The 22,859-nt window shown below is 60.4% G+C and carries 19 protein-coding genes and 1 other RNA gene; 18 read left to right on the top strand and 2 right to left on the bottom strand.

Going from position 1 to position 22,859, the window contains the following annotated elements; genetic code table 11:
• Window positions 1-9: 9 nt before the first annotated feature.
• The 5 genes from DXD77_RS08835 to gatB all read left to right on the top strand — a co-directional run bounded on the left by DXD77_RS08835 (window position 10) and on the right by gatB (window position 7,550).
• Window positions 10-1,809 (top strand): isopeptide-forming domain-containing fimbrial protein, encoded by a 1,800-nt coding sequence (locus DXD77_RS08835; RefSeq protein WP_158549126.1) that lies wholly within the window; start codon window positions 10-12, stop codon window positions 1,807-1,809.
• Window positions 1,810-2,848: 1,039 nt separating this feature from the next.
• Entirely contained in the window at window positions 2,849-3,766 is a 918-nt protein-coding gene (locus tag DXD77_RS08825; protein WP_158549125.1) for a class C sortase, read from the top strand.
• A gap of 282 nt (window positions 3,767-4,048) precedes the next feature.
• A complete protein-coding gene (gatC, locus tag DXD77_RS08820; RefSeq protein ID WP_055250987.1) occupies window positions 4,049-4,360 on the top strand; it encodes an Asp-tRNA(Asn)/Glu-tRNA(Gln) amidotransferase subunit GatC in 312 nt (103 codons plus the stop codon).
• On the top strand, window positions 4,360-5,874 hold the full coding sequence (gene gatA / locus DXD77_RS08815) for an Asp-tRNA(Asn)/Glu-tRNA(Gln) amidotransferase subunit GatA (protein ID WP_117648460.1): 1,515 nt from the start codon (window positions 4,360-4,362) through the stop codon (window positions 5,872-5,874). The genes gatC and gatA overlap by 1 nt, the downstream gene beginning before the upstream one ends.
• Window positions 5,874-7,550: an Asp-tRNA(Asn)/Glu-tRNA(Gln) amidotransferase subunit GatB gene (gatB, locus tag DXD77_RS08810; RefSeq protein ID WP_117648459.1), complete on the top strand. Its 1,677-nt coding sequence runs from the start codon at window positions 5,874-5,876 to the stop codon at window positions 7,548-7,550. Before gatA ends, gatB begins: the two co-directional genes overlap by 1 nt.
• Before the next feature lie 224 nt (window positions 7,551-7,774).
• Here the strand turns inward: gatB and DXD77_RS08805 are convergent, their stop codons facing one another.
• Window positions 7,775-8,773, bottom strand: a complete 999-nt coding sequence (locus DXD77_RS08805; RefSeq protein ID WP_117648458.1) for an AraC family transcriptional regulator — start codon at window positions 8,771-8,773, stop codon at window positions 7,775-7,777.
• A 120-nt stretch (window positions 8,774-8,893) separates the two neighbouring features.
• Here DXD77_RS08805 and DXD77_RS08800 point away from each other — a divergent pair, with 120 nt between their 5' ends.
• From DXD77_RS08800 to DXD77_RS08780, 6 genes are all read left to right on the top strand, one after another.
• Window positions 8,894-10,720, top strand: a complete 1,827-nt coding sequence (locus DXD77_RS08800) for an ABC transporter ATP-binding protein (protein ID WP_199409028.1) — start codon at window positions 8,894-8,896, stop codon at window positions 10,718-10,720.
• Window positions 10,721-12,478, top strand: coding sequence for an ABC transporter ATP-binding protein (locus DXD77_RS08795; RefSeq protein ID WP_117648457.1), 1,758 nt, complete (start codon window positions 10,721-10,723; stop codon window positions 12,476-12,478). It abuts the gene before it with no gap.
• Between the two features lie 195 nt (window positions 12,479-12,673).
• Complete coding sequence (locus DXD77_RS08790) at window positions 12,674-12,919, top strand: DUF6110 family protein (RefSeq protein WP_055250999.1); 246 nt, start codon at window positions 12,674-12,676, stop codon at window positions 12,917-12,919.
• Between the two features lie 78 nt (window positions 12,920-12,997).
• Window positions 12,998-15,013, top strand: coding sequence for a heavy metal translocating P-type ATPase (locus tag DXD77_RS08785; protein ID WP_233506784.1), 2,016 nt, complete (start codon window positions 12,998-13,000; stop codon window positions 15,011-15,013).
• A gap of 143 nt (window positions 15,014-15,156) precedes the next feature.
• Entirely contained in the window at window positions 15,157-15,510 is a 354-nt protein-coding gene (locus DXD77_RS10425; protein WP_055251003.1) for a hypothetical protein, read from the top strand.
• Window positions 15,507-16,022 (top strand): PIN domain-containing protein, encoded by a 516-nt coding sequence (locus tag DXD77_RS08780; RefSeq protein WP_158548894.1) that lies wholly within the window; start codon window positions 15,507-15,509, stop codon window positions 16,020-16,022. Before DXD77_RS10425 ends, DXD77_RS08780 begins: the two co-directional genes overlap by 4 nt.
• 58 nt (window positions 16,023-16,080) lie before the next feature.
• Here the strand turns inward: DXD77_RS08780 and DXD77_RS08775 are convergent, their stop codons facing one another.
• Entirely contained in the window at window positions 16,081-16,515 is a 435-nt protein-coding gene (locus DXD77_RS08775) for a hypothetical protein (protein WP_117563622.1), read from the bottom strand.
• Window positions 16,516-16,754: 239 nt separating this feature from the next.
• Between DXD77_RS08775 and ssrA the strand changes: the two genes are divergently transcribed.
• The 7 genes from ssrA to nagB all read left to right on the top strand — a co-directional run bounded on the left by ssrA (window position 16,755) and on the right by nagB (window position 22,742).
• Window positions 16,755-17,118: a transfer-messenger RNA gene (gene ssrA, locus DXD77_RS08770) on the top strand.
• A 678-nt stretch (window positions 17,119-17,796) separates the two neighbouring features.
• The gene (locus DXD77_RS08765) at window positions 17,797-18,675 is read left to right on the top strand and encodes a patatin family protein (RefSeq protein ID WP_055251009.1); all 879 of its coding nucleotides are present in this window, start codon (window positions 17,797-17,799) and stop codon (window positions 18,673-18,675) included.
• Between the two features lie 194 nt (window positions 18,676-18,869).
• Window positions 18,870-19,313 (top strand): 50S ribosomal protein L13, encoded by a 444-nt coding sequence (gene rplM, locus DXD77_RS08760; RefSeq protein WP_022094635.1) that lies wholly within the window; start codon window positions 18,870-18,872, stop codon window positions 19,311-19,313.
• Window positions 19,314-19,315: 2 nt separating this feature from the next.
• Entirely contained in the window at window positions 19,316-19,711 is a 396-nt protein-coding gene (gene rpsI, locus DXD77_RS08755) for a 30S ribosomal protein S9 (RefSeq protein ID WP_022094634.1), read from the top strand.
• Between the two features lie 123 nt (window positions 19,712-19,834).
• Complete coding sequence (gene glmM / locus DXD77_RS08750; RefSeq protein ID WP_117563621.1) at window positions 19,835-21,172, top strand: phosphoglucosamine mutase; 1,338 nt, start codon at window positions 19,835-19,837, stop codon at window positions 21,170-21,172.
• Between the two features lie 101 nt (window positions 21,173-21,273).
• Window positions 21,274-21,741, top strand: a complete 468-nt coding sequence (locus DXD77_RS08745) for a PTS glucose transporter subunit IIA (protein ID WP_349105376.1) — start codon at window positions 21,274-21,276, stop codon at window positions 21,739-21,741.
• Between the two features lie 272 nt (window positions 21,742-22,013).
• Window positions 22,014-22,742, top strand: a complete 729-nt coding sequence (nagB, locus tag DXD77_RS08740; protein ID WP_055251013.1) for a glucosamine-6-phosphate deaminase — start codon at window positions 22,014-22,016, stop codon at window positions 22,740-22,742.
• The last annotated feature ends 117 nt before the right edge of the window (window positions 22,743-22,859 follow it).

Raw genomic sequence — 22,859 nt, 5'->3', positions numbered from 1 at the left:
AAGATGAGCATGAGCAAGAACATCGCACGCCTGGCAGTAACCGCCGGCCTCACAGCAGCGCTGAGCTTCGGCGGCGTCATGGCCCCGGTGACCATGGCGTTTGCTGAGGATGGTGCGACGGGCAGCATCACGATCAACCAGGTCAATGGTAACGAGAGCACCAAGTTCAAGGCGTATCAGATCTTCAAGGCAACGGTGACCGACAAGACGGAGGGCAAGATTGCTCAGAACATCGAGTGGACTAACTCCGATCTTGGCAACGAAGTGATTAGTGCCATCGAGGGCTGGAGCGGCTACAATGCACCCAGTGTGACTAAACTTCCCACGAAGCCCACGGCTCAGGATGTCGCCGAATTCCTTATGGCGAACGCGGGTGGTCCGATTGCGGGTTCAGCTGACGGAACTACTAAGGGGACGCGAGTCGCTACTGATAATGTTCTCTACGCAGTCGCGAATGCCGTAAAGAATGAGACTCCGACCGCTTCTGGTATTTCAGCTGGACAGCCTTGGAATGCTACCGCCGGATCTGGTTATTACTTGTTTGTGACCGACGATAGTAGCCTGGTGGCCAGCAATAAGAACACCGGCACGTCTCCCATCTTTGCAGTCGTGGGTGGTAGTGCCGTGACCGTTTATGAGAAGACCAACATCCCAACGGTTGAGAAAAAGGTCCTCGACGATTCTAAGGTGACGGGCACTGCCATTACTGGGGAGGACGAGGCCAATTGGAAGGATGCGGCCGACTCCCAGATCGGTCAGGTAGTGAACTATAAGCTAACCGGTACGATCGCAGATAACTACGCCAGCTATGACTCTTATTCCTATAAGTTTAAGGATACGCTGGAGAAGGGTCTTGACTACGTCGATGGCTCGCTTAGCGTTTATGCACTGAACGGTGATGCATATACCGAGATTGCTCCGGCTAGCTACGGTGTGACTAAACCCTCTGATTCCAGGCGTGACCTGGTAGTCGATTTTAGTAAGGGCGAAAAGGGTCTGAAGTCGGCCACCGCGAAAGATGACGAACCGCTTACGATCGATGCCAACACCAAGATTGTTGTCTTCTACCAGGCAAAGCTCAACGCAAAGGCGGTTATTGCAGGGGCCAACAACGGGCTGGAGGGCAACCCCAATACTGTTACGCTCGAGTATTCTAACAACCCCATGGTCGCAGGCACTGGCACCTCGGCGCCCGACACCGTCGTGGACTATACCTACGGCCTTCAGATTAATAAGGTTGACTTGGGCACCGAAGCAGCTCTCGAGGGCGCGCAATTTACCATCACGACCACAGGTGATGAGAATAACGGGGTGAAATACGTCGCGAAGAACGGTACGTTGAGTGATGACGAGGTTGTTTTAACGACGAACGAGAAGGGCCTCATTCAGCTTACCGGTCTTGATGCTGGTACCTATACTGTGACCGAGAAAAACGCCCCCAATGGCTATACCGCGGTTTCGTCTTTCGAATTTACGATTGATCCGACAATTAATGATGAGGAGGGCCAGGGCTACAAGCTGACAAAGCTTGAGGGAAGGCTTAATAACAAGGGTCAGAACGACAACGTCATCTCTGGCCTCACCGACGGAAATTCTGGCGACAACAAGCTGACGAAGAAGGACGGATCGGAGAAGAATGCCGATGGTACCTTCAACATCACCGTTGGCGATACCAAGCAGGTTGGCCTCCCGCTGACCGGTCTCAACGGCGTGACCTTCACTTGGATCGCTGGTGGCGCGGTTCTGTGCATCGGTGTGGCGCACCTCATCCGCAGCCGTAAGCAGGCCGAGGAGTCCGAGCAGGAGTAACGCTCACCCACCCATCCCTTTGGCAGGTGGGATGTGATGGCCATGAGACTTGCGGACACTTTTCTCGTCCATCGACGTTCTTGCTTTGCCATTCTCTTTACGGGGCAGACTCCGCACTGGAGTCTGCCCCGTTTTTTTGGGATAACGCAGCCAGCCTTCATCGTCCGATGCAGCTCGTTCGTCATCGCATTTCTTGACTCGTATGAGGTTCGGTTTAAGGTCCGTAGGCGCACGCGCGGTGCGGACGGTAGAAGGCATTTGCGCCGCAAGCGCAAATAAGAATGCCCGGGGTTAGAGGCCCGGGCATTTAACAACACCGGAAACTGGTCGCCCGCGCTTTCGATCACTTACGCGGGGTGCATCGTCTCCTACAGACATTGTATCCCGAATCGCTCCGCCGATCCGGGACATTTTGAAAACGCAAACACGTCGGGCAAACCCGGACAATGCGGCCAGGCTCCGCTGGGCGAGGAACCGTGCGTGTAACTATCGAACAAATGTTTGTCAAAATCGCGTTTACCAGGCGTGGGTGCATACACTCGCAGTAAAATATCCTTGCGACGCATTCCGTGCGCGGGCGGCCGACGACTCGATCGGAGGTCACCATATGCTGAAATTCCTTAACGCGCTCGCCGCCCTCGCGGCGGTGGGCTCGTTCGTCATCGCGTTTCTTGACTCGTATGAAGTTCGGTTTAAGGTCCGTAGGCGCACGCGCGGTGCGGACGGTGGACGGCATTTGCGCCGAAAGCGCAAATAAGAATGCCCGGGGGTCGGATCCCGGGCATTTAACAAAAACTGAAAACTAGGCCGCCCGCGCTCTCGTACACTTACGCGGGATGCGTCGTTTTCAATTGACATTGTATCCCGAATCGCCCCGCCGATTCGGGACATTTTGAAAACTCAAATGCTGGCTTATCCTCGACTGGACGGTGCGGTCTAGCTGTGTTGTCGGGCGGGGGAGCCTGCTAATCGGCTATTATTTGTTTAGACAACTTGAGTTGTAGAGGAGTGACCGGCGATGGTGCAGGGCGCCAAACATATGAAGAGCAATAACGCCGCGGACAACGGCGGCTCAAGCCCTCAGCCCAAACCTCAACCAAAGCCCAAGCGCCGTCGCAAGCGACTGCCGCGCTGGGCCGACCGGCTCATCACCATCGTCATCATCCTTATTGGCGTGGGCCTTATGACCTGGCCGTGGATCTTGGACCGGCTCGAAGCCTCGGGCGTGTTCAACCAGATCAGCACGGTGTCCAGCACCGTGGACGCGCTGTCTGCCGAGGAGCGCGAGCGCATCTTGCTGCAGGCGCGCTCCTATAACGAGCAGCTGGCGGGCGAGGCCACCGAGCTCCCCGCCGACCAGATCGAGCCCTACGCTCAGCAGCTCATCTTTGACCGCTACCCCATGATGAGCTGGGTCGAGATTCCCTCCATCGATGTGAGCATGCCCATTTACCACGGCACGAGCGAGGAAGTCCTTATGGCGGGCGTCGGCCACCTGGAGGGCACGAGCCTGCCGGTGGGCGGCACCTCGACGCATTGCGTGCTCACCGCGCACTCGGGCATGCGCAACCTGAGCATGTTCGACGACATCCATTCGCTGGAGCCCGGCGACCTGGTGCTGCTGCACACCATGAACAAGACGCTCGCCTATAAGATGGTGGACTCCGAGGTCGTGCTGCCCGAGGAGATGGAGTCGCTGACCATCGAGCCCGGCGCCGACAAAGTGACGCTCGTCACCTGCACGCCCTATGGCGTGAACGACCATCGCCTGCTGGTGCATTGCGTGCGCACCAAGTACAACAAGAAGGACGTCGACAAGCAAAAGTCGCTGGCCGGCCGCCACTGGGGCAAGCGCGAGTTTGCCGTGCTCATCGTGGTCGTGGCCATTGTGCTGTTGCTACTGGACATCGTGATCCACGCGGTCCGCAAGCGCCGCAAGGCCAAGGCCTCGGCATAAGACATTCTCCAGAACCACCACAATGGGGACAGGCACCTTTGTGGTGGTCGGGATTTCCAAACCATCACAACATTCGATGAAAATCGCGATTTTGGCGAAAAGCGTCGAATGTTGTGATGCTTTTCGTTGCGGGCGGGACGGTTTCGCTGCAGAACCGTCAGCCCGCCGCCTGCCAACCGCCGCCCTCGTTACGTTTTCGCTGCATTTGGGTAAAGCATCTGCTCCAAGCGGCGTTGCCTTGTATACTAGAGCGGTTTATCTGTTATGCGGAAGGGAGCGCCTATGGCACTCAGCGAGAAAGACGTGCGCGGCATCGCCGAGTACGCAAAGATCGCACTGACCGATGACGAGCTCACCCAGATGACGTCCTACATGAACGACGCCGTCCAGATGCTCGAGCCCGTCTTGCAATATGACTTGCCCGACGTGGAGCCCACGTTCCATCCCATCGGAAGCCTGTCCAACGTGATGGGCGACGACCTGCGCGAGCCCGAGCGCGACCTGCCGCTCGACGTTGCGCTCGAAAACGCCGGCAGCGCGCGCGACCGCTACTTCCGCGTGCCGTCCATTTTGGGAGAGGGGGAGAGCGAGTAATGGCGCTAAGCTTCGATTCCCTTACCGCCGCCCAGATTGCCGCGGGCGTTGCCGCCGGCGACTTTACCGCTACCGAGGTGGCCCAGACCTCCCTTGCGGCCATCGAGGCGCGCGAGGGCGGGGTCCAGGCATTCCTGCAGGTGGCGCCCGAGCTTGCGCTCGAGGCCGCCGCGCGCGTGGATGCCGACCGCGCCGCAGGCAAGCCGCTGCCCCCGCTCGCGGGCGTGCCGCTGGCCATCAAGGACAACATGAACCTCGTGGGCACGCGCACCACCTGCGCTTCCCGCATGCTCGGGGACTACCAGAGCGTCTACACCGCCACCTGCGTCCAGCGCATGCTCGATGCCGGCTGCCTGCCCATGGGCAAGGCCAACATGGATGAGTTTGCCTTTGGTAGCTCTACCGAGAGCTCGGCGTTCCACCGTACCAACAATCCCTGGGATACCGAGCGCGTGCCCGGCGGCTCTTCGGGCGGCTCTGCTGCTGCCGTCGCCGCGGGCGAGGTCGCGCTCTCGCTGGGCTCGGATACCGGCGGCTCCATTCGCCAGCCGGCGTCGCTGTGCGGCGTGGTGGGCTTTAAGCCCACGTATGGCGCCGTGAGCCGTTACGGCGTGGTCGCCTTTGGCTCGTCGCTCGACCAGGTGGGCCCCTTTGGCCGCACGGTCGAGGATGTCGCACTGGCCATGAACGCGCTTACCGGTGCGGGCCACGATCCGTACGACTGCACCAACCAGGATTGCGCCGTCGACTTTACCGAGCACCTCAACGACAACATCGAGGGCAAGCGCGTGGGCATCATCCCCGCGTTTATGGAGGCCGAGGGTCTGACGCCCGAGGTCAAGGCCGCTGTTCAGCGCGCCGCCCAGGAGCTGCAGAACCAGGGCGCCGAGCTGGTCGAGGTCGACCTGCCTCACCTGGATGCCGCCATCGCTGCCTACTACGTCATCGGTCCGGCCGAGGCGTTCTCCAACCTGGCTCGCTTTGACGGCATTCGCTACGGCTATCAGGAGGAGGGCTGCGCCAACCTGTCCGACCAGAGCTCGCTTTCGCGCGCCCACGGCTTTGGCGCCGAGGCCAAGCGCCGTCAGATGCTCGGCGCCTACCTGCTGAGCTCGGGCGTGTACGACAAGTACTACTACGCCGCGCAAAAGGCCCGTACGCTCATCACGCGGGACTACGACGCCGCGTATGCCAAGGTGGACACCATCCTCATGCCCGCCTCGCCGCGCACGGCCTTTAAGTTTGGCGAGATCAGCGACCCCACGCAGATGTACCTCTCCGATCTGTACACCATCTCGCTCAACATTTGCGGCAACGGCGGTATCTCGGTGCCGCTGGGCCTGGGCGAGGACAGCAAGCTGCCTGTTTCTGCCCAACTGGTTGGTCCGGCCTTTAAGGACCGTCAGCTGCTCACGTTTGCCCGCGCCCTGGAGCGCGGCTTTGCCGATGCCGCCACGGGTGCGCCCGCGCTTTCCGTCGCGCCCGATTTTGCCGGGAAGGGAGGCGAGCTGTAATGAAGGAGCTTTCCGAGGTCCTGCAGGATTGGGAGGCCGTGATCGGCCTGGAGATCCATACCGAGCTCACCGCACTCGATACCAAGATGTTCTGCAACTGCAAGCTCAGCCACGATGACGAGCCCAACGCCAACGTGTGCCCGGTGTGCCTGGGCCTGCCCGGCGCCCTGCCGGTGCCCAACAAGCGCGCCATCGAGAGTATCGTCAAGGCCGGTCTCGCCACCAACTGCGAGATCCAGCGCCACTCGATGTTCTACCGCAAGCACTACTTCTATCCCGATATGGCCAAGAACTTTCAGACCACGCAGGGTCCGGTCGCCTTTGCCATGTACGGTCACCTGGACCTGGACGTGACCGGTCGCGGTGCCGCCGAGCGCCCCGACTGCGCATTTGGCGAGGCCGAGGCCCAGAGCCTGGCGAGCGCCTCGGCCAACGCCGAGGGTCTGTCCACGTCCATGACGTCGACCATGCGCGAGGGCAATCAGCGCGCCGGTCATCTGGCCAGCTACGATGCGTCCAACCTGCAGATGCCCGAGCGTCGCGAGGACGGTTCCTACACGGTGCCCATCCGCATCCTGCGCATCCACATGGAGGAGGACGCCGCCAAGATGGTTCACGTGGGCGGCGCCGAGGGCCGCATTACCGCCGCGGCCGAGTCGCTCGTCGACTACAACCGCTGCGGCACGCCGCTGATCGAGCTCGTCACCGAGCCCGACCTGCGCACGCCCGAGGAGGCTCGCCTGTTTATGGAGAAGCTCCGTCGCATCTTTGTGACGCTGGGCATTTCGGACTGCTCCATGGAGAAGGGCTCCATGCGCTGCGACGGCAACGTGTCGCTGCGTCGCCGTGGCGAGACCAAGTTGGGCACCAAGACCGAGCTCAAGAACCTCAACTCGTTTAAGAGTCTGCACGACGGCCTTGCCTACGAGATTTGCCGCCAGGCCGAGGTGCTCGAGGAGGGCGGCATCATCTATCAGGAGACCCGCCACTGGGAGCCCAGCCGCAAGCGCACCGTGGTCATGCGTGTGAAGGAAACGGCAGACGACTATCGTCTGTTCCCCGATCCCGACCTGGCGCCGTTCGATCTGGACGACGAGTTCATCGACCGCTGCCGTGGCGAGATTCCCGAGCTGCCCGATGCCAAGCGCGTCCGTTTTGAGGCCGACTTTGGCATTAAGACGGCTGACGCCGAGCAGATCGCCGGCGACCCTGAGTTTGCCGACTTCTTTGAGGCCGCCGCTGCCGGTATGGCCGGCAAGGAGGCCCAGACGGTCGCAAACCTGCTGGTCAACGAGATGATCGCCTACCTTAAGGGCGCAGGCGTGTCGCTCGCCGAGTCCGGCATCGCGCCGGCTCAGGTGGCGGCACTCGCCAAGCTGCTGGCGACCGATGCCATCAGCTCCAACCAGGCGCACGAGGTCTTTGAGGCGATGGCCCAGACCGGCGACGACCCCAACAAGATCGTCGACGAGCGCGGCATGCGTCAGGTGAGCGATGCCGGCGCACTGCAGCCGATCGTGGACGAGGTGCTGGCAAACTGTGCCGATCAGGCGCAGCAGTATCGTGACGGCAACCAGAAGGTCATCGGCTTTTTGGTAGGCCAGTGCATGAAGGCGAGCCGCGGCAAGGGCAACCCGAAGCTCTTCAACGAGTTGCTGAGAACGTCGCTCTCGTAGCTGCGAGGCCGGGGAAGCCCCGAGTCGCCGGGGTATTTCCTCCAAATTTCAAACAGTCCTATGCAAGACGAAGGCCACATTTAGTGGCCTTCTTTGCATGCGGAACTCATTTGGAGCAAACACCCCGGCGACTCGGGGCTTCCACGATCAGACGACTCGGCCGTTCGGGTCAGGTGGGCTGGATTGAATTTGGTGAATGAGGGCGCCGTTGGCGCCTTCATTCTTTATATATGTTGGGAGCGCCAAGCGGTGGGGGTGGTGCCGGTGTGTTGCTTGAAGGCTTGGGCGAAGGCAGCCTGCTGAGGGTAGCCTAGACGCTCTGCCACCTGCGCTATCGTGAGCGCGCTATCGGCCAAAAGGTCCTGTGCTCGCTCCATACGGCGTCTGCGAATGTAGGCGCCCAGGGACTCGCTAGTTTGGGCCTTAAAGGTGGCGCATAGCTTGGAGCGGCTTGTGTAGAGCCTCTCGGCCACCTCGTTGATACCCACACGTTTGCCCTTGTCGAGCGCGCGCTCAATCATTGCCGTTGCTTCTTCGGCAATGGTTATGCTGACGCGTGTGTCTGCCGCCTGCCGCGCCTGCTTGTGGGCCGCGCGCGAACAGGCGAGCTCCGCGACCATGGTCTCCACGATGCCTTGCATATAGACGTGTCCGCCTACGGTGCGGGCGCGGTCCTCGTTAATCCTGCGCAACGTGTGGCAGATGGCAGACGTCGCCTCCTCGTGCCATGGCTCGGCAAACGCCTCAAAGACCCCTGCGAACTCGGTGGGATAGCGGTACTCCAGTTCGTCAAAATATCCAGGCAAAAAGAGCACCGAGCGCGAGTGATAGAGCCGCCCTGCAAACAGTGGGCTTAACTCCTCGCCACAGTTATCTTGGATAAAGCTGCACACAGCATTGTTTGGCCACGGTCCATGCAGGGGTTTAAGGTTCGCAGGCGTTATGCCGGCTTCGGGCATGCACATGAGCGTGGGCGCGCTGACCTCGCTCACGCACGCGTACGGTTCGGGTGTGTATTCGGCCAGGTACATATCGTGCATCGGGGTAATGTAATGCTCCATGACGATGCAGGCAGGGGAGAGGGGCATGATCCATGCGCGTCCGTGCGCCCGATCGTTTGTCACCTCACCGGTAAAGACGGCGCCCTTGCCGGAAAGCTGCAGACCAAACTGCTCAAACTGCGGTGCGTAGAGCTCGGTTATATCGGTTGCTGCCCGCCGCATTTTCAAAAGCGTCCCCTTCCTTTGCAGAAACGTCCACGCCTGCCTCGATTGTGTGTCTTGGCTAACACGCCCATGATAAGTTTCTTACGGTTAACTCTCAAGCCGTTAGAAAGGAATCTCATGGCAAAGGGATCAAAAAAGGAAGGCGGCGGCATCGGCGAGCTACTTGCATATGCCGGTGACCGTAAATTCCTAACGTATTTGGGCATGGCCCTCTCGGCGTTCTCGCAGCTGTTGAGCTTTGGCCCGTACGTGTGCATCTGGCTTGTTGCGCGAGACCTGATTGCCGTGGCGCCCAACTGGAGCGAGGCCGCCGACATCGCGATGTATGGTTGGTGGGCTGTTGGTTTTGCCCTGGCAAGCATCGTGGTCTATTTCGTGGGACTCATGTGCACGCACCTGTCCGCGTTTCGCTGCGCATCCAATATCCGCAAGGCTACGAGCGAGCATCTGCTTAAGCTGCCGCTCGGCTACTTTGACACGCACGCCACCGGTGAGCTGCGCCGTATCGTAGACGGCTGTGCCGCCTCCACCGAGACGCTGCTCGCGCACATGCTGCCCGATATCGCCGGTGCCACCGCCATGGTCGTGGGCCTGCTTGTGCTGCTATTTGCCCTCGATTGGCGTTTGGGCGCGGCATGCTTAATCTCGGTCGTCGTTTCGTTTTGCGCCATGGCCACCATGATGAGCGGCAAGGGCGCCGAGTTTATGAAGGCTTACATGGGCGCGCTGGTCAAGATGAACAAGACCGGCACCGAATACGTACGCGGCATCCCCGTGGTCAAGGTATTCCAGCAGACGGTCTACTCCTTTAAGGCGTTCCACGATGCGATCGCCGAATACGCCGATATGGCGCAAAACTATGCGGGTACGTTTTGCCGGGGTCCGCAGGTGCTCAACCTTACTGCGCTCAACGGCCTTGTGGCATTTCTTTTGCCTGTGGCGCTGCTGCTGGCGCCGGGCGAGACGGACTTCGCGCACTTTATGGTCAATTTTACGTTTTACGCGATCTTTTCGGCCGTGGTGCCGACGGCCATGACCAAGCTTATGTTTGTGGGCGAGGCGTCTCAGATGAGTGCTGATTCGCTGGCTCGCATCCGAAGCGTTATGGATTCCAAGCAGCTCTCCGTGCCCGCTCAACCCAAGCACCCCGCTGGCAGCGATGTACGCTTTGAGGACGTGAGCTTTACCTACGAGGGCGCCGAGGTGCCTGCCGTCGATCATGTGAGCTTTAGCGTTCCCGCAGGTAGCACCCTTGCGTTGGTTGGTCCCTCGGGCGGCGGTAAGTCGACCTGCGCAAGCCTGATCCCGCGTTTTTGGGATGTTTCCTTGGGTCGTGTGCTCGTGGGCGGCGTAGACGTTCGCGACATGGATCCGCACGAGCTCATGGACCAGGTCGCCTTTGTGTTTCAGACCAACCAGCTGTTCCGCCAAACACTTGCCGATAACGTGCGCGCCTCCAAGCCTACGGCCACTGACGACGAAGTGCGCGCGGCCCTCTCCGCGGCCCAGTGCGACGATATCGTGGCCAAGCTCCCGCAGGGCATCGACACCATGCTCGGCGCCGGCGGGGCGTACCTTTCGGGCGGCGAGGTCCAGCGCGTGGCGCTCGCCCGCGCAATCCTTAAGGACGCGCCCATCGTGGTGCTCGACGAGGCCACAGCCTTTGCCGACCCCGAGAACGAGGCGCTCATCCAGCGCGCCTTTAGCAAACTGGCGGCGGGTCGCACAGTCATTATGATCGCGCACCGGCTTTCGACCGTGGTGGGGGCCGACAAGATCGTGGTGCTCAACCAAGGTAGCGTGCAGGAGACTGGCACCCATGCCGAGCTGCTGTCCCAAAAAGGCCTGTACGCCAAGATGTGGGCCGAATACGAACAGGCCGCGAGCTGGAAAATCACTGCAGCGACCGCGGATGTCGCCGTCGCGAAGGGAGGCGAGGCCTAAATGTTCGCCTCATTCCAAAAGAAGTATTTCCTATCCGATAAAGGTGTCGCCGGCGTAAAACGCGGCATTTTCTGGACCACGCTCACCAATCTTGTGACCATGGCCGGCATGGGCTTTTTGTTCCTGGTCATGGCTGGTTTTGTCGAACATCTCGCCACCGGTGCCGACCTGCCGGATGCCCTGCCGATTGTGGGCGGCCTCCTGGTCTTTTTCGTGTTGCTCTTTGCCTCTAACTGGCAGCAGTATTACTACACCTACTGCATCTTTTACGAGGAGTGCGGCAAGCAGCGTATGGAGATTGCCGAGCGCTTGCGCAAGCTGCCGCTGTCGTTTTTTGGCCGTCGTGATCTGGCCGATTTAACCGAGACCATCATGGGCGACGTCCAGGCCATGGAGCACGCCTACAGCCACGTGCTGGGAGAGCTTTGGGGTGCCATCATCGCAAGCGCTATTGTGTTCGTGGCGTCGCTGTTCTTTTGCTGGCAGCTGGCGATCGCGGCGTTTTGGAGCGTGCCCGTGGCCTTTGCCGTGCTGTATCTGACACGCGGCCCCATGACCCCGGTGTTCGACCATGTGCGTGCCGAGAAGGTCAAGGTTACCGAGGCGATCCAGGAGACGCTCGACTGCGTGCGCGAGATCCGCGCCACTAACCAGGAGACTCATTATCTTGAGGGGCTCAACGCCGTGATCGATGCCGAGGAGCGCGAGACCACCAAGGGCGAGCTCGCCAATGGGCTTTTGGTCAACTCCGCCTTTGCCATCCTGCGCCTGGGGATTGCCACCACGTTGGTCACGGGCGCTGCGATGGTCGCCTCCGGCCAGGTCGACTTTTTGATGATGTTTGCCTTCCTGCTTATGGTGAGCCGCATCTATGCGCCCTTTGATCAGGCGCTGATGCTGATGTCCGAGCTGTTTGCCGCCGAGTCGTCGGCCAAGCGCATGCGTTCCATCATGGAAGAGCCCGTGGCGCGGGGCAGCGAGCAGTTTGAGCCCGTAGGCCACGATGTGGTGTTCGATCACGTGGCATTTGGCTATGGTGCGGGCGAGGACGGCCGCGCCGGCGAGAAAGTTCTTACCGATGTGAGCTTTACCGCCAAGGAAGGCGAGGTCACGGCACTGGTCGGTCCTTCGGGCTCCGGTAAGTCCACGGTGAGCCGCCTGGCCGCGCGCTTTTGGGACGCCACCGAAGGCACGGTCACCGTGGGCGGCGTGGATGTTGCGAGCGTGGATCCCGAGGCGCTGCTGCGCGACTACGCCATTGTGTTCCAAGACGTGCTGCTCTTTGACGACACGGTGATGGGAAACATCCGTCTTGGTCGTCGCGATGCCACCGATGAGGAAGTGCTTGCTGCCGCGCGTGCCGCCAACTGCGACGAGTTTGTGAGCCGCATGCCGCAGGGCTATGACACCATGATCGGCGAGAACGGCTCCAAGCTGTCCGGCGGTGAGCGCCAGCGCATCTCTATCGCCCGTGCGCTGCTCAAAGACGCGCCTATCGTGCTGTTGGACGAGGCGACGGCGAGCTTGGATGTGGAGAACGAGACCGTGGTTCAGCAGGCGCTCTCCCGTCTGCTTGCAGGTAAGACGGTTATCGTTATTGCCCACCGTATGCGCACGGTGGAAAATGCCGATAAGATCGTTGTACTCAAGGATGGTGTGGTTGCCGAGCAGGGCACTCCGGCGCAGCTCAAGGCGGCAGGTGGAGAATTCGCCCGCATGGTGGCGCTGCAAAAGGAAGCAGCTACCTGGCAGTTGTAAGAAGGGGCAAAGGGACAGTCCCTTTCTCACATTGACAATCGGTTACTCCGCATCGTTAATTTTCAAAAGGTTAGCCATGGCTGACCTAGATAGTTAGATAAAATTGAGATATTTCAAAAGCGTGCTCGAGCAAACTTGTTTACTCGGGTGCTGAAGCACCATGCCGCGTCCAATGCGGCAAAAAGGAGAAGCAACATGAAGAAGTCGACGTTCAATACCCTGCTTGTCGGTGGCGGTTTTCTGCTTGGCACGGCCGGCATCAAGCTGCTTACCAGCGCTCCGGTAAAGAACGCCTGCGTGCAGGGTATCGCGTGCGGCATGCGCATCAAGAACGGCTACCAGGACATGGTCGAGCAGGCCAAGGCTAATGTCGACGACATGGTTGCCGAGGCTGCTTACATCACCCAGAGCGAGGCCGCTGCTGACGAGGCAGCCGAGTAACGCTCCCAGGCACAAACTATGAGATTCTCGATTATTAGCGAGATCCCCGGCAGGACCCGTCTTCAATTGGCGGGTCCTGTGCCAGAGAGCGATCTCGATGCACTTCTTAAGCTTGGCGGCGACATCGACGGCGTGCACAAGGTGCGCGTCTACGGCCGCATTGGCCAGATGGCACTCGAATACGACGAGTCGCGCCGCGATGCCGTGCTGGCCGCCGTCGGTGCGCTCGACGCTCAGGCCATCGCCGACGCAAAGACGGGTTACGTGATGCAGCTTGAGCCACGCAAGCACAAGCTCGTCATGGATCTTGCCACACTTATCGGCGCCCACTACGCGCGCCGCTGGTTCTTGCCGACGCCTCTGCGTGCTGTGTTTGTCGTGGCCGGTTACATGGCATTTTTGCGCGCCGCCCTCCGTGAGCTCGCGCAGCCGCGCCTGACCGTTCCCGTGCTCGATGCTTCGGCCATTGGTATCTCGTTTGTCAAACGCGACGTCGATACCGCCGGCCAGACGATGTTCCTGCTCAACGTGGGCGAATTGCTCGAGGACTACACGCGCGCCATGAGCGAAAACGAGCTCATCAACTCGCTGCTCGACGTGCCCGATAAGGCACAAAAAGTGGTCGGTGACACCGAGGTAAGCGTTGCCGCCACCGAGCTCGAGCCCGGCGACTTGGTAGCCGTGCGCACTGGCATGTCCATTTGCATCGACGGTGTTGTCGAGCAGGGGAGCGCTATGGTCAACCAAGCGACCCTGACCGGCGAGCCGCTGGCCGTCGAGCGTAGCGCAGGCGACGACGTGTTCGCCGGCACCGTCGTGGAAGACGGCAGCATCTTGGTGCGCGTGCGCGCCAATACGGCGCAAACCAAACTGCGCTCAATCGTCTCGCTCGTGCAGACGGCCGACTCGCTCAAGTCCGAGGGCCAGTCGCATATGGAGGACCTTGCCAACAAGATCGTCCCGTGGAACTTCTTGCTCGCGGGCCTGGTTGCGCTTACTACCCGCAGCCTCATCAAGACCTCGGCGGCACTGATGGTCGACTACTCGTGCGCACTCAAGCTCACGGGTTCCGTTGCCGTCATGACCGCTATGAGCGATGCTGCCAAGATGGGCGTCATGGTCAAGGGCGCGAAGTACTTTGAGTCGTTTGCCAAGGCCGACACCATTGTGTTTGACAAGACCGGCACGCTTACCGAGGCGCAGCCGCGTCTTGCCTGCGTGCTCACCACCGATGGCTGGAGCGAGGACGAGGTCCTGCGCCTTTCCGCTTGCTTGGAGGAGCATTTTCCGCATCCGGTGGCGCGTGCCGTGGTCAATGCGGCACGCGAGCGCGGGCTCGAGCACCGCGAGCGCCATGCTGCCGTCGAGTACATCGTGGCGCACGGCATCGCTTCGTCCATTGAAGGGCGTCGCGCGATTATCGGCTCGGCACACTTTGTGTTTGAGGACGAGAGCGCGCAGCTCGATTCCGACATTAAGGAGCGCATTGAGTCTCAGATGCAGGGCCTGTCACCGCTGTATCTGGCGGTCGATGGCAAGGTCGTCGGCGTGCTCGGTATCGAGGATCCGCTCAAGCCCGGGGTCCGTGAGGCCATCGCCGACCTGCATGCGCTGGGCGTCAAGCATGTCGTTATGCTTACGGGCGACTCCGAGCGCACGGCCGAGCGCATCGCGCGCGAGGCGGGCGTCGACGAGTTTAAGGCCGAACTGCTGCCCGAGGACAAGTACGCCTATGTGGAGCGGATTAAGCGCGAGGGGCGCCACGTTGCCATGGTGGGCGACGGTGTCAACGATTCGCCGGCGCTCGGTTTGGCCGACGTGGGCTTGGCGATGGGTGGCGGAAGCGACATCGCCAAGGAGGTTGCCGACATCATCCTGACCGATACGGATCTTGCCGCGATCGTGCGCCTGCGCCGTATGAGTCAGGGGCTTATCGATCGTCTGACGAGTTCGTATTCCAAGGTGATGCTCACCAACTCGGCGCTCCTGGCGCTGGGCATTACCGGCATGATCACTCCGCAGACGTCGTCACTGCTGCACAACGGCTCAACGATTGCCTACAGCCTGAGCAACGCGAAGGCTTACCTGCGTTAGCAGACGTGTTCGCCCACGTTATCTGGCCTGCGCCCAGACGGCATCGGTGTCGTCCGGGCGCAGGCCTTTTGCGTTTGACCATGTGCTAGCTTCTCTATATAGTGTGGCTAGCAGAGCTAGCAATTGAAGGGAGCGGGATCGCCGTGGGTGCTGTTAGCGGCATGGCGCAGGTGAATGTTCGCGTAGATCGCCAGGTCAAGAATCGTGCCGAGGAGGTACTGCGGCTTTCGGGCGGGTCACTGCCCGAGCTCATCAAAAAGGTGGTGGCCAAGGTCGCGCAGGGTGGCGGGCAGTGCGAGGAAGTGCTTGCGGCCGTCGACGACCGGCAGCAGACCGTCGCGCCCGATGCACCGTTCGCCGCATCATGGGCGGTGGCGGATCAGCTTTACGCGGATCTGGGCATCGCTACGTCGCCCGTATCCGACGATCGCGATTGGGACACAATCTATTCCGAAGCCATGGACGAGCGCTATCGCCAAAAGGGGATGATCCTGTGAGCAGGGCTTCCCTCAAAATAATGGTGGATGCCAACGTATGGGTTGATTCGTTTTGCGTCGACCATGCCGAGTCGCTTGCCGCGCGTGCGTTTATTGGGCGGGCGACGGAATCGGGCGCAACGTTGCTCTTTCCGGTACATATCGCCAAGGACGTGCTGTACGTTGTCCAGCACGAACTGAAGCGTAGCGTTCTTGCCAGCGGGGGAGCGCTCGACGAGGCTTCTGCCCGCGCGATTGGCGATGCGGCGCTGGCGTTTGTTCGGAATATGACCGAAAACGCCACGGCCGTGGGTGCAGATGCGTCGGACCTTTGGCTGGCCGACAAATACGTAGCGCTCCATCGCGATTACGAGGACAACTTGGTGCTCGCCGCGTGCAAGCGCGCGCAGGTCGATTACTTGGTGACCAACGATCGCAAGCTGCTCGAACATGCCGATCTTGCAGCAAAGACCCCGCGCCAAATGATGCCGATTCTGGCTTTGGCCGAACGCGGCCGCGCGGCTATCGGTTGACGCAAACTGTTTGCGGGCCTCTTGGACGACGATGCGCCAAGGGGCCCGCGTCTGCTATTTACAAAAGCTCGGCCTTAATGGCGGGACTTTCTGCGAGCTGCTCGGCTGCCTTTTCGTCGGAGCTATCGAGTGCTGCCAGGCTTCGGTAGACCCACTCGTTGACCTGGGTGTTCTTGACGCCTGCGGTCTGCATAAGGGCGCCTACCTCGCGGATTGCTGCGAACAGATCGGCCTTGGGGCCCGCGAGCTCGACCTCGATACCGTGGTAGGCAGCCACGCCGCGGTTCTCACTCACGTGGTCGATAAAGCCCTCGACGGTCTCAAGCTGCTGAGTGAGAGCTGCATCATCGTCAGCGTCCAGCGCGACGAGTGCGTTCGATACCGTGAGGGCGGGATGTCCGCAGGGGACAAAGCCCTCGATGACATCCATAGCTTCGGTAATGGTTGCGCCTAGGCCTGCGAGGGCATTGACGAGTTGCTGCTTGGTATCCATAACGGTCCTTTCGACGGGTCAATTTTGCTTGGCGAAAATATACGTGACGCGATCGGTAGCAAAAGTGCGAAGTGTGGCGCACATTGGGGTCTTCACAGCTCGTGCATAGAACAGCTGTCCGCTTTCAGAACGTGGTAAGATAACACTCCACAAGCGGGGCTTGCCCCGCATGTTCCTTGAAAAGTCGACGGTTATCGGGTGTTTGCAGGCCCGATACCATCCAGACTTTCCCGACATTCGGGGGCGACTGGTTTCGACACGATAGCTCTGAGAGAGGAAGCAAGCCGAGGTCTCCTCGCCTCGTTAAACAGGGGTACCGTCAAATTGAATTGACAACAACTCTTCTTTTGAGCCTATGGCTCTCGCTGCTTAGTTTATAGCGGCGCGTCAACCCGGTGATTTCCCCGACACCGGCGCGACGTCATGTTAGGGGAATGCTCCTGCGCACGTAATCGGTATGGCGCAGGCTAAGACCGAACCGGTTAGGACACCGCGAGCGTGTCGCTGCGCGCAAAGCGTCCGAGACTAAACCAGCGACTGAGCTTGGAGATGCCAATCAGGGGGCTTTCGTGGACCGGAGTTCGATTCTCCGCGCCTCCACCATAAGTAACAGGCAGGTAGATACTCATATCTACCTGCCTTTTTATTTCTTGTCCGCACCGCGGAGAATCGAACTCTGTGCAGGGCGCGGGCGTAAAGAAAACGCGTAAGCGTTTTTAGCCCGCGGGCGAGGACGCCGGCAGGTGGCCGAAGCCGGTGCGGATTTGCGAAGCAAATACGCGGATTCTCCGCGCAAAGCCCCAGCCAAAACAGATGTGCTGCCGACGGCATTTCTGCTGGCTGTGCCCCGCGCCGACAGATCCCCTTCATCCGCGGAGAATCGAACTCTGTTTAGGGCGCGGACGTTAAGCAAACGCTACGGCAACGCAGGGTGGGACACGCTTTCCTAACGGCGGCCCAGGCGGAAAATCCATCCCGGAATTCCGGCTCAGACTGGGGTGCAGTTTCCGGATGACGCCTCAAGCGGAAACTGCATCCCGGAATCTTCATTCGGAATGGGATGCAATTTCCAAATGAATGGCTAGCGGAAAGTATATCCCGGAATCCGCGCTCAGAACGGGTCGCGCTTTCCCAACGGCGGTCCAAGCGGAAAGCGCATCCCGTAATCCCGCCTCAAACTGGGACGCACTTTCCGCTGCACCTGCCGCCTCGAAAAACCTGCGCGCCCTCCATTCCAAAACTGGGTAGAAGAAAGCCAAAACGCAATCGCAGGAGGTCAATATGACTGCAGAAGATAAGGCAAAGAACGCCGGCAAGGTCGCGCTCGTCTTGGAGGGTGGCAGTTTTCGTGGGCAGTTTACCGCCGGCGTGCTCGACGTTCTCATGGAGGCCGGTGTCGAAATTCCGGCGGTATATGGCGTATCGGCCGGTGCGCTCAACGGCGTCAACTACAAGTCACACCAGATCGGTCGCGTCAATCGCATCAACCTGACCTTCTGCAATGACAACCGCTACATGGGTGCCGCATCCTTCGCATCCACGGGCTCCATCGTGGGTTACGACTTTATCTTCAACGATATCCAGGACCGCCTGGATCCCTTTGACAACGAGGCGTTCGACGCGAGCCCCATCGAGATGTACGCCGTCGCGACGGACATGCTGTTTGGAACCGCTGCCTACCTGCCGGTCAAAAGCGCCGTGCTCGACCTCGATGCTGTGCGCGCCTCCACCTCGCTGCCGCTGGTGACGCCGCCGGTCGAGATCGACGGGCACAAATACGTCGACGGCGGCGTGGCCGATTCGGTTCCTATCGAGCATGTGCTCGAGGAGGCGGGCTTCGACCGTGCGGTCGTCATCGTCACCCAGGACCGCTCGTACGAGAAAAAGCCCTACGAGTTTATGCCTGCCGCGCGCGCCCGCTATGCCGACTACCCCTACCTGCTCGAGGCTATCGAGACGCGCCACGACCGCTATAACCTCCAGCGCATGCACCTGTGGAAGTATGAGCGCGAGGGCCGCGCGCTGGTCATCGCTCCGCAAAAGCCGGTCGAGGTCGGCCATGTCGAGCACGATCCGGCAAAGCTTTTGGACCTGTATATCCAGGGCCGTCAGGAGGCAAAGCGCCTGCTCGCGGAAATCCAAGAGTTCGTTGAGCGCTAGCGACGGCGAACCCTCAAAAAATGACAACAGCTAAAGAGTTGGAAAAATCACGGCTCGTGGATGACATGTGCAGAAACTCTGGTCGGAGCCAAAATACCTGTTGACTCGTACGGCGAGCGGGGTAATATGGACGGGTTACTTGCAGAGCCCCGTGAATCTCTGTAACAACACGTACTGTACATGGAGGAGTCTAAGTGATTTCGAAATCGACTCACTACGCCAAGCAGGGCGAGGTCCAGCGCAACTGGGTTCTCGTCGACGCCGATGGTGCTGTCCTGGGCCGTCTTGCCACCCAGATCGCAATGATCCTGCGCGGTAAGAACAAGCCCCAGTTCACGCCCAACAGCGACTGCGGCGACTTCGTTGTCGTCATCAACGCCGATAAGGTCCAGCTTACCGGTAACAAGGCCGACACGAAGACCTATTATCGCCACAGCGGCTACAACGGCGGCCTCAAGGCTGAGAGCTTCCGCCAGGCTATGGAGAAGCACCCGGAGAAGGTCATCGAGCGCGCCGTTCGCGGTATGCTGCCCAAGACCACCCTCGGCCGTGCCCAGATGACCAAGCTTAAGGTCTACGCTGGTGCCGAGCATCCGCATGCTGCCCAGAACCCCACGAAGATTGAGCTGGAGGCTTAAAGATGGCTGAGAACACCGTTGTCTACCAGGGTACCGGCCGTCGTAAGAACGCCGTCGCCCGCGTCCGTCTCGTCCCCGGCACCGGCAAGGTGACCATCAACAAGCGTGACGCCGAGCAGTATTTCGGCCGTCATCAGCTCGTTGAGAACGCCCTTGCTCCCTTCAAGGTGACCGACACCGCCGGTCAGTTCGACGTTATCGCTCTGTGCGATGGCGGCGGCATCTCCGGTCAGTCCGGCGCTCTGCGTCTGGGCATCGCTCGCGCTCTTCTGAACGCTGGCGACTACCGTGCTGACCTCAAGAAGGCCGGTTTCCTTACGCGCGATGCTCGCGTGGTCGAGCGCAAGAAGTACGGCCTCAAGAAGGCCCGCCGCGCTCCCCAGTTCTCCAAGCGCTAAGGTTTTATCTCCTTTCGAGATACAATGTACAAGCGGGGCCTGCCGATTCCTCGGCGGGTCCCGCTTTTCTTTTTCGACTAGGGCGGGCGGTTGTATATCGCCTGCTAGGGAAGGAGCGATCCTATGCCCCAGAACATCTTCGGTACCGACGGCGTCCGTGGCGTCGCCAATGCCGACCTCTCGTGCGACCTCGCGTTTCGCCTGGGCCGCGCGGCGACCAAGTTCCTTGGCCCGGACATCTGCATCGGCCGCGACACGCGCCTTTCGGGTACCATGCTCGAGAGTGCTCTGACCGCTGGCATTATGGCAGAGGGCGGCCGTCCGCATTGCTGCGGCGTTATCCCTACGCCGGCCGTGGCGCTGCTCACCGTCCAAAACGAGCTCGACGGCGGCATCGTCATCTCCGCTTCGCATAATCCGCCGGAGTTCAACGGCATCAAGTTCTTTAGCCGCAAGGGCATGAAGCTCCCCGATGCTGTCGAGGAAGAGATCAGCGCCTGGGTCATGTCCGAGGAGGCCATGGCTGCCGACACGCTGCCGACCGGCGCCTGTGTGGGTCACATCATCAAGATGAAAGACGCCCGCAAGGCCTATGTCGATCATGCCATCAGCACGCTCGACGGCCTTAAGCTCGATGGCCTGGTTGTTGCCGTCGACTGCGGTCACGGTGCTTCCTGCCAGACCACGCCCGCTGCGCTGCAGCGCCTGGGCGCCACGGTCCATGCCATCAACACCGATTACTGCGGCACCGACATTAACGTTGAGTGCGGCTCCACTCACCTTGAGCCCCTGCGCGAGCTCGTGCTGCGCACCCACGCCGATATCGGCCTGGCCCACGACGGCGACGCCGACCGCGTGCTGTTCGTCGACGGCGAGGGCAATGAGATCGACGGTGACTACATCCTGGCTATCTGCGGTTCTGACCTCGCCGCCCGCGGCAAGCTCGCCAACTCCGAGATCGTCTCGACCGTCATGTGCAACCTTGGCTTCTCCATCGCTATGAAGGAGCAGGGCTTCGAGATGGTTCAGACCGCCGTGGGTGACCGCTACGTTTTGGAGCGCATGCTCGCGGATGGCGCCGTCATCGGCGGCGAACAGTCCGGCCACATCATCTTCCTGGAGCACAACACCACCGGTGACGGCCTGGTGACGGCTCTGCAGCTGCTGGCCGTGCTCAAGCGCACCGGTCGTACCCTCACCGATCTTGCCGGCATCATGAAGAAGTACCCGCAGGTACTCGTCAACGTGCATTCCGACAACAAGGCCGGCCTGGACGATTGCCAGCCCATTTGGGACGCCGTCGCTGCCGCCGAGAAGGAGCTTGACGGCCGCGGCCGCATTCTGGTGCGCCCGAGCGGTACCGAGCCGCTGGTCCGTGTTATGGCCGAGGCGGAGACGCACGAGCTCACTCAGCGTGTTGTCGACGACATCGTCGAGGTTGTCAAGCGCGAACTTCCCTAATGGTCAAAAACGGGTGCCAAGTGGTAAACTGTTAAAGCTATTTTGATTGATTGGTATGTCCGAGGGGGAGCATGTTCACTAAAGTCCTAAGGTCTTTTGGTATGCGTGGACGAGTTCTTACGCTGGATGCTCCCATCTCGGGCGACGTCATTCCGTTGTCCGAGGTCAATGACCAGACATTTGCCACCGGCCTTTTGGGCCAGGGCGTGGCGATTCAGCCTACCGGCACGCGTGTGATTGCGCCGGCAGACGCCAAGGTCGAGGCCATTTTTCCCACGGGTCACGCCGTTGCGCTCAACACGGTCGATGGCCTAGACGTGCTCATCCACGTTGGCTTGGACACTGTTCAGCTTGAGGGCAAGCATTTTAGCGTGCATGCACAGGTGGGCGACATCGTCCATAAGGGTGACGTGCTCATCGAGTTCGATCGCGAGGCAATTGCTGCCGAGGGCTACGATGTGACGGTTCCCATCTTGGTGTGCAACTCCGTTGAGTTCTCGAGTATCAAGGGCTCCGTTGGTGCGCATGTCGAAGAGATGGACCAGCTCATCGTTGCTCGCGAGCGCTAGTAAGTGCACGTGGCCATTAGCCTACAATTCAAACACGTTTATGGAGGGCGCCCTTGAAAGAGGGCGCCCTCCGTGGCAAGATGGGATTTGTCCGAAGCTAAACGGCTTTGGGTCACCGTGGACGGGCAGGGGCCTCGACGCGGCTAGACACGAGACACATACATTACGCGACCTCGCCCTGGTGGCCGCACACGTTGGTTGCGGCCGACGCGGGCCGCGGGCAAGTGCTTGTAAGGGGAGCCTTGCCTCTCTTGTACGAGAAAGGACGCGTAATGAAGATCATTAAAGCTAAAGACTACGAGGATATGAGCCGCAAGGCCGCCAATATCATCTCGGCGCAGGTTATCCTCAAGCCCGATTGCGTGCTGGGTCTTGCCACCGGCTCCACCCCGATCGGTGCCTACAAGCAGCTCGCTGCTTGGTACGAGAAGGGCGACGTCGACTTTGCCGAGGTCAGCACTTACAACCTGGACGAGTATCGCGGCCTTTCGCACGACGATCCCCAGAGCTATCACTACTTCATGCGTGAGAACTTCTTCGATCACATCAACATCGACCTGAACAACACGCATGTGCCCGACGGTTCCAACCCCGACGCCGCCGCTGCCTGCTCTGAGTACGACAAGATCGTCGCCGCCGCCGGTTACCCGGATCTGCAGCTGCTCGGCATTGGCAACAACGGCCACATTGGTTTCAACGAGCCCGATGACCACTTCTCCAAGGGCACGCACTGCGTCGACCTCACCGAGAGCACCATTCAGGCCAACAGCCGCCTGTTCGACAGCATCGACGATGTTCCCCGTCAGGCCTACACCATGGGTACCCAGACCATCATGTATGCCCGCATGATCCTAGTCGTCGCCAACGGCGAGGCCAAGGCTCAGGCCGTGCATGACATGTGCTATGGTCCGGTTACGCCCGCGTGCCCGGCTTCGATCCTGCAGCTGCACACCAACTGCGTTGTCGTTGCCGACGAGGCCGCCCTTTCGCTCTGCGAGTAGCGCGAATCCTGCATCTCGACATAGCCTTGCCTAAGGCCTCCGCTTTGCGGGGGCCTTTTTGTTAGGCTCTGTTAGACCAAGGTTGACATAAAAACGATGTCACCGCGAGGCGGTACC

It is taken from the genome of Collinsella sp. TM09-10AT, from assembly GCF_003436275.1.
GTDB lineage: Bacteria > Actinomycetota > Coriobacteriia > Coriobacteriales > Coriobacteriaceae > Collinsella.
This window is presented reverse-complemented; position numbering and strand designations above follow the sequence as displayed.